This window comes from Mycobacterium sp. NTMscope_MAC_269 (assembly GCF_976985695.1).
This window is the reverse complement of the sequence record NZ_OZ335668.1, coordinates 809,123-821,096: the sequence shown is the minus strand read 5'-3', so window position 1 is coordinate 821,096 and position 11,974 is coordinate 809,123. Positions and strand designations below refer to the sequence as shown.

At 69.9% G+C, this 11,974-nt stretch carries 11 protein-coding genes; 1 reads left to right on the top strand and 10 read right to left on the bottom strand.

Going from position 1 to position 11,974, the window contains the following annotated elements; genetic code table 11:
• Positions 1–2: 2 nt before the first annotated feature.
• The 6 genes from ACZ50Z_RS04075 to ACZ50Z_RS04050 form a co-directional block, all read right to left on the bottom strand.
• Positions 3–1,163 carry an acyl-CoA dehydrogenase family protein gene (locus ACZ50Z_RS04075; RefSeq protein ID WP_464482381.1) on the bottom strand — a complete coding sequence of 387 codons (1,161 nt, stop codon included), beginning with the start codon at positions 1,161–1,163 and terminating at the stop codon, positions 3–5.
• Between the two features lie 132 nt (positions 1,164–1,295).
• Positions 1,296–2,732 carry a GTPase HflX gene (gene hflX / locus ACZ50Z_RS04070; RefSeq protein ID WP_464482380.1) on the bottom strand — a complete coding sequence of 479 codons (1,437 nt, stop codon included), beginning with the start codon at positions 2,730–2,732 and terminating at the stop codon, positions 1,296–1,298.
• A 52-nt stretch (positions 2,733–2,784) separates the two neighbouring features.
• Positions 2,785–3,651 carry a diaminopimelate epimerase gene (gene dapF / locus ACZ50Z_RS04065; RefSeq protein WP_464482379.1) on the bottom strand — a complete coding sequence of 289 codons (867 nt, stop codon included), beginning with the start codon at positions 3,649–3,651 and terminating at the stop codon, positions 2,785–2,787.
• 4 nt (positions 3,652–3,655) lie between these two features.
• The gene (gene miaA / locus ACZ50Z_RS04060; RefSeq protein ID WP_464482378.1) at positions 3,656–4,597 is read right to left on the bottom strand and encodes a tRNA (adenosine(37)-N6)-dimethylallyltransferase MiaA; all 942 of its coding nucleotides are present in this window, start codon (positions 4,595–4,597) and stop codon (positions 3,656–3,658) included.
• The gene (locus ACZ50Z_RS04055; protein WP_464482377.1) at positions 4,594–5,286 is read right to left on the bottom strand and encodes a class III extradiol ring-cleavage dioxygenase family protein; all 693 of its coding nucleotides are present in this window, start codon (positions 5,284–5,286) and stop codon (positions 4,594–4,596) included. The genes miaA and ACZ50Z_RS04055 overlap by 4 nt, the downstream gene beginning before the upstream one ends.
• 56 nt (positions 5,287–5,342) lie before the next feature.
• Positions 5,343–6,317 carry a DMT family transporter gene (locus ACZ50Z_RS04050; protein WP_464482376.1) on the bottom strand — a complete coding sequence of 325 codons (975 nt, stop codon included), beginning with the start codon at positions 6,315–6,317 and terminating at the stop codon, positions 5,343–5,345.
• A gap of 406 nt (positions 6,318–6,723) precedes the next feature.
• Between ACZ50Z_RS04050 and ACZ50Z_RS04045 the strand changes: the two genes are divergently transcribed.
• The gene (locus ACZ50Z_RS04045; protein WP_464482375.1) at positions 6,724–8,061 is read left to right on the top strand and encodes a DUF349 domain-containing protein; all 1,338 of its coding nucleotides are present in this window, start codon (positions 6,724–6,726) and stop codon (positions 8,059–8,061) included.
• Here ACZ50Z_RS04045 and ACZ50Z_RS04040 read toward each other — a convergent pair.
• The 4 genes from ACZ50Z_RS04040 to recA are packed head-to-tail and all read right to left on the bottom strand — an operon-like array spanning position 8,058 to position 11,789.
• Positions 8,058–8,672, bottom strand: a complete 615-nt coding sequence (locus ACZ50Z_RS04040) for an Rv2732c family membrane protein (protein ID WP_464482374.1) — start codon at positions 8,670–8,672, stop codon at positions 8,058–8,060. The genes ACZ50Z_RS04045 and ACZ50Z_RS04040 overlap by 4 nt on opposite strands.
• Positions 8,660–10,189 (bottom strand): tRNA (N6-isopentenyl adenosine(37)-C2)-methylthiotransferase MiaB, encoded by a 1,530-nt coding sequence (gene miaB, locus ACZ50Z_RS04035; protein ID WP_464486080.1) that lies wholly within the window; start codon positions 10,187–10,189, stop codon positions 8,660–8,662. Before miaB ends, ACZ50Z_RS04040 begins: the two co-directional genes overlap by 13 nt.
• Positions 10,190–10,249: 60 nt before the next feature.
• On the bottom strand, positions 10,250–10,771 hold the full coding sequence (gene recX / locus ACZ50Z_RS04030; protein WP_464482373.1) for a recombination regulator RecX: 522 nt from the start codon (positions 10,769–10,771) through the stop codon (positions 10,250–10,252).
• Positions 10,737–11,789: a recombinase RecA gene (gene recA, locus ACZ50Z_RS04025; protein WP_464482372.1), complete on the bottom strand. Its 1,053-nt coding sequence runs from the start codon at positions 11,787–11,789 to the stop codon at positions 10,737–10,739. The genes recX and recA overlap by 35 nt, the downstream gene beginning before the upstream one ends.
• Positions 11,790–11,974 lie beyond the last annotated feature (185 nt).

The window sequence follows — 11,974 nt, the reverse complement described above, 5'->3', positions numbered from 1 at the left end:
GGCTAAACCCCGAGACTGCGGCCGATGATTTCCTTCATGATTTCGGTCGTGCCGCCGTAGATGGTTTGCACCCGGGCGTCCAGATAGGCCCGGGCGACGGGGTATTCGCGCATGTAACCGTAGCCGCCGTGCAGTTGCAGGCAGCGGTCGATGAGGTGCACCTGCTTTTCGGTGCAGTACCACTTGGCCATCGCGGCCTGCTCGGCCGTCAGCTTGTGGTCCAGGTGCAGGCGAACGAATTCGTCGACCATCATGCGCACCACGGTCGCCTCGGTCGCCAGCTCGGCCAGCACGAAGCGGCTGTTCTGGAAGCTGCCGATCGGCTTGCCAAAAGCCTTGCGCTCCTTGGTGTATTGCAGCGTCTGCTCGAGCACCTGCTCCATCGCCGCGGCCGCCATGATGGCGATCGAGATCCGCTCCTGGGGCAGGTTCTGCATGAGGTAGATGAACCCCATGCCCTCTTGGCCCAGCAGGTTTTCCGCCGGCACGTGCACGTCGGTGAACGACAGCTCGGCCGTGTCCTGCGCGTCCAGCCCGATCTTGTCCAGGTGCCGTCCGCGCTCGAAGCCTTCCATCCCCCGCTCGACGGCGAGCAGCGAGAAGCCCTGGGCGCCCTTCTCCGGATCGGTCTGCGCGACGACGATCACCAGGTCGGCGTTAATTCCGTTGGTGATGAACGTCTTTGAACCGTTGAGCACGTAGTGGTCGCCCTGCTTGACCGCGCGGGTCTTGATGCCCTGCAGGTCGCTGCCGGTGCCAGGCTCGGTCATCGCGATCGCCGTAATCAGTTCTCCGGTGCAGAATTTCGGCAACCAGCGCTGCTTTTGCTCCTCGGTGGCCAGGGCCAGCAGGTACGGCGCCACGATGTCGTTGTGCAGGCCGAAGCCGATGCCGCTGTAGCGGCCGGCGGTGGTCTCCTCGGTGATGATCGTGTTGTAGCGGAAGTCCGGGTTGCCGCCGCCGCCGTACTCCTCGGGCACCGCCATGCCGAGGAAGCCCTGCTTGCCCGCCTCGAGCCACACGCCCCGGTCGACGATCTTCGCCTTCTCCCACTCGTCGTGGTAGGGCTCGACGTGGCGCTCGAGGAAGGCCCGATAGGACTCACGGAACAGGTCGTGCTCTGACTCGAAAAGAGTGCGCTGGTATTTGATGGCGCTGCTCATGGGAAGACCTCCGGCGACTGGGATTTCTGCAGCCCAACATATACCAACCGGACGGTTGGTCGGCAGCTGGCGGGGCGCCGGCGTCGCTGAGACGGTGGTGGGCTGCGGGAACCCGCGGCTACGCCGGGCCGTTCAGCGGGCCGCGAATTCGCGCAGCCGGCCGGCCAAGGCGACCGGGACCCGGGCCTTGATCCGGGTGCCCTCGGCGTTGTGCTCCTCGTGCTGGACGCGCCCATCGGCGTGCAGGCGAGCCACGAGGTCCCCGCGGTGATACGGGATCACCACATCCACTGCCGTGTCGGCGGGGACGGCGAGCTCGGCGATGCGGCGGCGCACGGCGTCGATACCCTCGCCCGTGCGGGCGGAGACGAACACCGCGCCGGGCAGTGCGTGGCGGAGCTTGGCCAAAGCCAAATCGCTTGCGGCGTCGACCTTGTTGACCACCAGCAGCTCGGGCGGCGGCGCGCCGTCATGGTCGACGATGTCCGAGAAGACCTCCGAGACCACCTGCCGGACCGCGTTGATCTGCGCGAGCGGGTTGGCGTCGGAGCCGTCGACGACGTGCACCAACAGGTCGGCGTCGACGACCTCCTCCAGCGTGGAGCGGAAGGCCTCGACGAGCTGGGTGGGCAGGTGCCGGACGAACCCGACGGTGTCGGTGAGCACGAACGACCGCCCCTCATCGAACTCGGCGCGGCGCGTGGTGGGCTCCAGGGTGGCGAACAACGCGTCCTGCACCAGCACTCCCGCCCCGGTCAGCGCGTTGAGCAGGCTGGACTTGCCGGCGTTGGTGTAGCCGACGATGGCGATCGACGGCACGTCGCTGTGCAGCCGGCGGCTGCGCTGGGTGTCGCGGACCTGCTTCATGTCTTTGATCTCGCGGCGCAGCTTGGCCATCCGCTCGCGGATGCGCCGCCGATCGGTCTCGATCTTGGTCTCACCCGGTCCGCGCAGGCCCACGCCTCCCCCGCTGCCGCCGGCGCGGCCACCGGCCTGCCGCGACATCGACTCACCCCAACCGCGCAGCCGCGGCAGCATGTATTCCATCTGGGCGAGCGACACCTGCGCCTTGCCCTCGCGGCTGGTGGCGTGCTGGGCGAAGATGTCCAGGATCAGCGCGGTGCGGTCGATGACCTTGACCTTCACGGCCTTCTCCAGCGCGGTCAGCTGCGCCGGGGACAGTTCACCGTCGCAGATGACGGTGTCGGCGCCGGTCGCCAGCACCACCTCGCGCAGTTCGGCGGCCTTGCCCGACCCGATGTAGGTCGACGGGTCGGGCTTGTCGCGGCGCTGGATGAGCCCTTCGAGCACCTGGGAGCCGGCGGTTTCGGCCAGGGCCGCCAGTTCGGCCATGCTGGCCCGGCTGTCGGCGGCGGTGCCGTCAGTCCACACGCCCACCAACACGACCCGTTCCAGGCGGAGCTGGCGGTACTCGACCTCGGTGACGTCGGCGAGTTCGGTCGACAGGCCGGCGACGCGGCGCAGAGCCGACCGATCCTCGAGGGCGAGTTCGCCCGCACTGGGCTCCGTGACCCTCGGAGCGTGATCGCGAAATTCGGGATGTGTCATAGGCAATAAGAGATGATGCACGCAAAATCGGTGGCGCGCATCTGAATTAACGCTACTGTGCGCGCCACCATTCCTCACTGATTTCTCCCTGGGCCACCAGCACCGACGGCCCCCGCAGGTAGCTGGTGGCGTCGGTGATGGTGACGACGACCTCGCCGCCCGGCACCCGGACGGTCAGCGTGCCGGTGCCGCCCAGCGCGGCGACCGCGGCCGCCACCGTTCCGGTGCCGCACGAGCGTGTTTCGCCGACCCCCCGCTCGTGGACGCGCATGTGCACCGCCCCCTCGGCCGGTGCGGTGAGGATCTCGACGTTGACCCCCTCCGGGAATTGGGCGGGATCGAAACTGACCGGCGCGGCCACGTCCAGCGCCGCCAGCGTGTCGGCGGTCAGGTCGGGGTCGACGCAGGCCAGGTGGGGATTGCCCACATCGATCGCCACGCCGGAAAACCGCCGGCCCCCCACCGTCGCCTCGAAAGCGGCTCCCCCGCTGCCCAGCGTGTTGGCCTTGCCCATGTCGACGCTGATGTCGGCGGTGGTCGCGGCGGCGCGATGCACGGTGACCGGCCGGGGACCGGCCAGCGACCCGACCACGAAATCGTCGCGGTCCTCCAGTCCGCTGGCGCGCAGGTAATGGGCGAAGACCCGCACGCCGTTGCCGCACATCTGGGCGATGGACCCGTCGGCGTTGCGGTAGTCCATGTACCAGTCGTCGGAGGCCACGCCGTCGGGCAGCCGGTCGAGCACGCCGGCCGCCGCGGCGGCGCCGGCGGTGGTGACCCGCAGTACCCCGTCGGCGCCCAGCCCGCGTCGCCGGTCGCACAGGGCGGCCACCCGCGGCGGAGTCAGGCTCAGCGCGGCGGCCGGGTCGGGCAGCACCACGAAGTCGTTCTGGGTGCCGTGGCCCTTCGCGAATTTCACCTGTTCAGGATACGTGCCGCCACGCCCGCATCGCGTCGTCGACGAGCCGGGCGCGATCGGCCCCCCCTTCTTTAGAGTCCAGCCAGTGCACGCGGTGGTCGCGGCGAAACCACGACCGCTGCCGCCGCACGTAGCGTCGGGTGCCGATGAACGTCTGCTCCCGGGCCTCGCGGAGTCGATCCGGACCACCGCCGGCGTCGAGCGCCGCGATCACCTGCGCGTAGCCCAGGGCGCGCGAGGCGGTGACCCCGTCGCGCAGGCCGTGCTCGAGCAGCGCGGCCACCTCGCCGGCCAGCCCCTGGTCGAACATCGCGTCGGTCCGCCGGGCCAGCCGGTCGTCGAGAATCGTTGTGTCACAATCCAACCCGATGATGACGGTGTCCCATCGCGGCGCGCCGATCCGCGGCGCGGAGGCGGCGAACGGCTGTCCGGTCAGCTCCACCACCTCCAGGGCCCGCACCGTGCGCCGGGCGTCGGTGGGCAGGATCGATGCGGCCGCGGCGGGGTCGCGACGCGCCAACTCGGCGTGCAACTCCCCCACGCCGACCTCGGCCAGCCGCCGCTCCCAGCGTGCGCGCACCGCGGGATCGGTGGCGGGAAACGACCAGTCGTCGAGCAACGACTGGATGTAGAGCATCGAGCCGCCCACGATGATGGGCACCGCGCCGGCGGCCGCGATCGCTTCGATGTCCGCCGCGGCGGCGCGCTGATAACGGGCGACGGTCGCGGTCTCGGTGACGTCGAGGACGTCGAGCTGATGGTGCGGGATGCCGCGGCGCGCCTCGACGGGCAGCTTGGCCGTGCCGATGTCCATGCCGCGATAGAGCTGCATCGCGTCGGCGTTCACGACGTGTGCGCCCAGCCGCTCGGCGACATCGAGGGCCAGCTGCGACTTGCCGGTTCCGGTGGGACCGATGATGGCCAGGGGGCGTACGGCCACCGTCACAGCTGCCAGGCGCCGGCGAAGTAGCCCACCCCGTAGGGCGCCCCCCGGTAGAGCTCCTTGGCCGATCGGGGCCCCGGCTCGGACAGCCCGGCCAGCACCTGAAAGGCGACCCGCCCCAGGATCTGGTCCGGCAGCCCGATCAGCGCCGCGACGTCGCCGGCGGCCAGCGCGTCGTCCAGGGCCTGTTGCGCGGGGGCGTTGTCCGGGTCGTATCCGCCAGGGGCGGCCGGGGTCAGGGTGTTGGCGCCGTCGGCCACGACCAGCACCCCGATCGGCTCGGGCAGCCGGTCGATCTCGGCCCGCAGTTCCCGGCCACGCCCGAGCGCGGTATCGACGTCGTGGTCGCCGCGGTACACGCGGACCTGGGCGCTGGCCTGCGGCTGCACCTGGCCGCGCACCCAGGCGCCCAGCAACGCGCACACCGGGAGTGCCCGCGGCTCGGACTCGGCGCCGTGCTGCGGTGAGAATCGGACGGGCACGTCCACACCGAAACCCGCGAACGTGCCCGCGGCATCGGGACCGAATTCCTCGTCGGCGGGGCCCGTGCCGATGATCACCCAGCGGTCGGGCAGCAAGGCGGCCGCCGCGAGCGTCGCCGCGACCAGGTCGGCCCCCTCGACGGCGGCCGCTCCGGCGAGTTCGGGGACAAGGACGGGCGCCGACGGAACGAGGGCAATGGCGCTCAGCACGCCACCAAACTAACGTGACCGGGCCGGCGGGAGCGGGCCGCCACCATCCGGGGCAGTCAGCAGCGTGAGCCGTCGGCGACCACCAGACAGTCGCCGTAGGGACCGAGGCCGTCTTCGGCGGAGGCGTCGCGGGACCGCACCCTGCGCGGCGCGCCCCTACCGGAATCGGTCCGATCGACGGCGGCGGCCTCGCCGCGCGCCAGCGCGATGGTCGCGACGATCACCACCGACACGGCGGCGACCAGCACGAAGGCCTCGGGCCCGCTGGCGTTGAGCGTCTCGCCCAACACCAATACTCCGAGCAGCCCAGCGACCACCGGCTTCGCCACCGTCATCGTCGGCAGCGAGGCGGTCAGCGTCCCGGCGCGGAAAGCCGACTGCTGGAAGATCATCCCGGCCAGCGCCACCAACAGCCAGGGCACGAACTCCGGGGAGGTCAGCACGCGCGCGACGCCGTGCTCGGACATCTCGACGATGCCCTTGGTCAACACCGCGAACAGCGCCAACGAGGAACCCGCCACCACCGCGAGCAGCACCGCCGCGAACGGGCTGCCTGACCAGATTCGTGCGGCCACCACGCAGCCCACCAGCAGCGGCGCCATGACCAGGGCCACGATGATCCAGGTCTGCATCGGCGCGCGCTGGTGACCGGATTCGGGGTCGCCGACGATGATGACCACCGCCAGCGCGGCGGCCAGGATCATCGCCCACATCCACTCCCGGGGCTTGACGCGATGACGGGCCAGCCGTGCGTAGATCGGCAGCGCGAACAGCAGCGCGGTCACCTGCAGCGCCGTCACCATGACCACCGAGCCCCACGCCAGGGCCGCGGCCTGCAGGCTGTAATTGGTGACCGCGGCCATGCCGCCGAGCCACCATCGCGTGTCGCGCAGCGACATCCGGAACAGCTCGAGGTGCCCGACCTGTCTATCGGTGATTTCGTGTGCGGAGCGTTGACGGATCACATCGCCGATCGCCGATGCCAGCGCCGCGCACAACGCGATCAACGCGGCGACATCAACTTTCGACATATTCCCCGACCCCCCAAGCTCACGACCGTCCGACCCAGCTTTCCCCGGGGCGCAAGCAAATACACGCACATTTTGCGTTCAGTTCAGCTACAAAACTATGACGTTTCACACGTCCCGGCCCGCGCCGCGGGCGATCTTTCGATTATTACTTCAGCAATCTATGTGACCCCTTGGATAACTCTAAGAGAACGTCACAGGTAGCGCTCAGCGTGGCGGGCCCGCAGGTCCGCGGCCCCGAACACCAAGGTGGCGGCGTGTGACGGCGCAAGCTGCTTGAATACTGTTAGGCACCTGCTGGAAAAACCCGGATGGGTCGTCCGCAGATGCAGGAGACGGTGCCGCTACGCGCGGCAGGCGCGCGGAACACCAACCGCGCGAAAGGTTGCGAAAGGGTAGTGACGAGCGCATGACGGCTGACCAGCCTCGCGACGATTCGGCCCGGCCGGTGCCGCGTCCGGGACCGCGTCCCGGTCCGCGGCCTGCGAGCTCGGGGTCGCGGCCGGCCGCTCACCCCGTGGTGGTGCCGCCGCCGCCCAGCAATCCGCACGAGTTCGGGCGCGTGGACGACGACGGCACGGTGTGGTTGATCAGCGCTGCCGGCGAGCGCGTCATCGGCTCCTGGCAGGCCGGTGACCGCGAAGCGGCGTTCGCCCACTTCGGGCGGCGGTTCGACGATCTCGCCACCGAAGTCACGCTGATGGAGGAGCGGCTGGCGTCGGGGACCGGTGACGCGCGCAAGATCAAGGCGCACGCGTCCGAGCTCGCCGAGACTCTGCCGACGGCCGCCGTGCTGGGCGATATCGATGCGCTCGCCACCCGGCTGACCGGCATCGCCGAACACGCGGAGGCGACCGTCGCCGCGGACCGCTCCCGGCGCGAGGAGCATCGGGCCACCCAGACCGCCCGCAAGGAGGCGCTGGCCGCCGAGGCCGAGGAGCTGGCCGCCACCTCGACGCAGTGGAAGGCCACCGGCGACCGGTTGCGCGCGATCCTCGACGAGTGGAAGACCATCAGCGGCCTGGACCGCAAGGTGGACGACGCGTTGTGGAAGCGCTATTCCGCGGCCCGGGAGGCCTTCAACCGGCGGCGGGGATCCCATTTCGCCGAGTTGGACCGCGAACGCTCGGGAATCCGTCAGGCCAAGGAGCGGCTGTGCGAGCAGGCCGAGGAGCTGTCCGATTCGACGGACTGGACGGCCACCAGCGCGGAGTTCCGCAAGTTGCTCACCGAATGGAAAGCGGCCGGACGGGCCACCCGGGAGGTCGACGACGCCCTGTGGCGCCGCTTCAAGGCCGCCCAGGATGTGTTCTTCACCGCCCGCAACGCGGCGACCGCGGAAAAAGACGCGGAGTTCCGCGCCAACGCGACGGCCAAAGAGGCGCTGCTGGCGGAGGCCGAAAAGCTGGACACGGGCAACCACGACGCCGCCCGGGCGGCGCTGCGCTCGATCGTCGAGAAGTGGGACGCGATCGGCAAGGTTCCGCGGGAGCGCACCGCCGAGCTGGAGCGTCGACTGCGCGCGGTCGAGAAGAAGGTGCGCGAGGCCGGCGAGGCGGATTGGTCGGATCCCCAGGCGCAGGCCCGGGCCGAGCAGTTCGCGGCCCGCGCCGAGCAATACGAACAGCAGGCTCAGAAGGCCGCGGCGGCGGGGCGGACCAAAGAGGCCGAAGAGGCCAAGGCCAACGCCGAACAGTGGCGGCAGTGGGCGCAGGCGGCCGTGGAGGCCCTGACCCGTAAGTCCTAGCGGGCGCCGTCGGATCCCGTCGCGCTTCCGGGATCGTCGCGCGGGTGGTCCAGGTCGTCCAGCAGCGAGGTCGACCGCTGCTGCGCGGCGCGGCGGCGCTGCTCCTCGGCGGCGAGTTGCACGATGGTCCGCGACCACACCACGCGCGCCCAGTGGTAGATGAGCAGCAGCACGGTGATCCAGGCGACGATCAGGCCCCATCCCGGCCCCGGGTGCCCCGCGGCCACGGTCTGACGCGACCAGATCGCCAGCATGCCCGCCGCGCCCGCGATGGCCGAGCCCGCCAGCGCAACCCAGGCCAGCGCCCAGCGCCGGGTCACCAACGCCAGCATCGAAAAGCCCACGCCGAAGACCAATGCCAGCCAGGCGAACACCCGCGACGGCAGCGCGACCGCGGCCGCGCCGGCGCCGTGGCTGCCGAACAGCACGTCCCAGCCGCGCACATCGCCGGTGTGCGGCAGGATGAACGACCCCAGCAGCACGAACACCAGGATCGACACGAAAAAACCCCGGGGGCCGGGATCGAACCCGCGCGCCACCCGGCGTTCGGCGGCCTCGATCTCGGTCCGCAGGGCGCCCAGCTGTGTGTCTTCTTTTTTCATCGTGCACATCCCAGGGGTTCGGCCGGGCCGGCGGGCGGCCCGACGGCGGGCATGCCAAGTCCGATGCCGCGCGGGCGCCGCCCGGCGGCGTGCGCGTCACCCGCCCGGGTGCGGCGATGCGTCAGGATGCCGGCGTCGGCAATGAGGTGGTGGGGTGCGGCCCCGGTGATCACGGTGGTGATGATGTCGCCCGGGCGCGGCGGGGTGCCGGCGGGTTCGTGGGCGGCTTCCCCGACCGCAAAGTGAACCAGGCGGCCGTCGCGGGCCCGCCCGCTCATCCGCGCGGTGGCGGTGTCCTTGCGCCCTTCGCCGGTGGCGACCAGCAATTCGACGGTGTTCCCGACCAAAGCCCGGTTGCCCTGCAGCGAGATCTGCTCCTGCAGTTCGACCAGGCGCTCGTAGCGTTCCTGCACAACGGCTTTCGGTATCTGCCCGTCGAGATCGGCGGCGGGGGTGCCGGGCCGCTTGGAGTACTGGAAGGTGAACGCGGCCGAGAACCTGGCCGCTCGCACGACGTCGAGCGTGGCCGCGAAGTCCTCCTCGGTCTCGCCGGGGAACCCGACGATCAGGTCGGTGGTGATGGCGGCGTGCGGCATGGCGGACCGGACGCGGTCGATGATGCCGAGGTAGCGCTCGGCGCGGTAGGACCGTCGCATCGCACGCAGCACCCGGTCGGATCCGGACTGCAGCGGCATGTGCAGGGCGGGACACACATTCGGCGTCTGCGCCATGGCCTCGATGACGTCGTCGGTGAATTCGGCCGGGTGCGGCGAGGTGAATCGCACCCGCTCCAGGCCGTCGATGTCGCCGCAGGCGCGCAGCAGGCGCGCGAAGGCGCCGCGATCGCGGGGCAGCGCGGGATCGGCGAACGACACCCCGTAGGCGTTGACGTTCTGGCCCAGCAGCGTGACCTCGAGCACGCCGTCGTCGACCAGCGAGGCGACCTCGGCCAGGATGTCGTCGGGGTTGCGGTCGACCTCCTTGCCCCGCAGCGACGGCACGATGCAGAACGTGCAGCTGTTGTTACACCCGACCGAGATGGAAACCCAAGCGGCGTAAGCGGATTCGCGCGCGCTGGGCAGCGACGACGGAAACTCCTGCAGCGCCTCGGCGATCTCCACCTGGGCGACCTTGTTGTGCCGGGCCCGCTCGAGCAGCGTGGGCAGCGACCCGATGTTGTGGGTGCCGAAGATGACGTCGACCCACGGCGCCTTGCGCAGCAACGCGTCCCGGTCCTTTTGCGCCAGGCAGCCCCCGACCGCAATCTGCATCTCGGGGTCTTCGCGCTTGCGCGGAGCCAGGTGGCTGAGGTTGCCGTACAGCTTGTTGTCGGCGTTCTCGCGGACCGCGCAGGTGTTGAACACCACCACGTCGGCGTCGGCGTCCTCGGCCGCCCGCTGATATCCGGCCGCTTCCAGCAGGCCCGCCAGCCGCTCCGAATCGTGGACGTTCATCTGGCAGCCGTAAGTGCGGACCTGGTAGGTGCGTGCCGGTGCGGCGTCCGTCGCCACGGCCTCTCGCACCATCGAAGTCACGGGGCCATGGTACGGCGAGCGGTTGCTACGGGAGAAACCGCACGTCACCGGCTAGACGCGGCGGCGCTCCCGCTCGGCGGCCAGCTCGGCGAACACCACCTCGCACGCCAGGTTCTGGCTGTAGCCACGCCGGGCCAGCATCCCGACCAGCCTGCGTGTCAGTCGCGCGTCGTCGTCGCCCAGCGTCTCGCGGCGCAGCTTGGATTGGACCAGCTGCTGCGCCCGGTCCCGCTCGGCGCCGGCGTCGATGCCGGCCAGCGCGGTGGTGATCACGTCGTTGGCGACGCCCTTGGTGTGCAACTCGGCGGCCAAGGCGCGCTTGCTCTTTCCGGCGTGTGCGCGGCGAGACCGCACCCACTGTTGGGCGAAGTCGGTGTCGTCGATCAGGCCCACGGAGGCCAACCGGTCGAGCACCCGCTCGCTGACGTCGTCGGGATATCCGCGTTTAGCCAGCCGGCCGTGCAGCTCCGCCCGGGTGCGCGCTCTCGCGGTGAGCAGGCGCAGGCACAGCGCCCGCGCCTGCTCTTCGCGGGAGGGCTCAGAAATCGACGGGGGCGGGCAGGACGCCGTCATCGGCCAAGTCATCGGTCACTACCGCGCCAATGCCGAGCTTTTCCTTGATCTTCTTCTCGATCTCGTTGGCGACTTCGTCGTTTTCCTTCAGGAAGGTGCGGGCGTTCTCCTTGCCCTGGCCGAGCTGCTCGCCCTCATAGGTGAACCAGGAGCCGGACTTGCGGATGAAGCCCTGATCCACACCCATGTCGATCAGCGAGCCTTCCCGGCTGACCCCCTGGCCGTAGAGGATGTCGAACTCGGCCTGCTTGAAGGGCGGCGCCACCTTGTTCTTGACGATCTTGACCCGGGTGCGGTTGCCGACCGCGTTGGTGCCGTCCTTGAGCGTCTCGATCCGGCGCACGTCCATGCGCACCGAGGCGTAGAACTTCAACGCCTTTCCACCCGTGGTGGTTTCGGGGCTGCCGAACATCACCCCGATCTTCTCGCGCAGCTGGTTGATGAAGATCGCGGTGGTGCCCGAATTGTTCAGCGCGCCAGTCATTTTCCGCAGGGCCTGGCTCATCAACCGGGCCTGCAAACCGACGTGGCTGTCGCCCATCTCGCCTTCGAGCTCCGCGCGCGGCACCAGCGCGGCCACCGAGTCGATGACCAGGATGTCCAGGGCGCCGGAGCGGATCAGCATGTCGGCGATCTCGAGGGCCTGCTCCCCCGTGTCGGGTTGGCTGACCAGCAGGGAGTCGGTGTCCACGCCGAGCTTCTTGGCGTACTCCGGGTCCAGGGCGTGCTCGGCGTCGATGAAGGCCGCGACGCCGCCGGCGGCCTGGGCGTTGGCCACCGCATGCAGGGCGACGGTGGTCTTACCCGAGGATTCCGGGCCGTAGATCTCCACGACCCGGCCGCGGGGCAGCCCGCCGATGCCCAGGGCCACGTCCAGTGCGATGGATCCGGTCGGGATGATCGAGATCGGCTGACGTGTCTCGTCGCCGAGACGCATCACCGAGCCTTTGCCGTAGCTCTTTTCGATCTGGGCCATCGCCAGCTCGAGAGCCTTTTCGCGATCGGGGGCTTGCGCCATGGTGTCTCTCCTATAGTCGGTGTTCGTCTGACCGGTATCGGTCGGTTGGCGGTGACACTAGAGAAGGCCACCGACAAGTTGACTGGCCGAACGCTCACCACAGTAGCCGAACAGGTGTTCGATTCAAGTCCGACACGCCGTTCGCCGCCATCGCGTGTGGCAACATCGCCCCGCGAAGGCCCCCG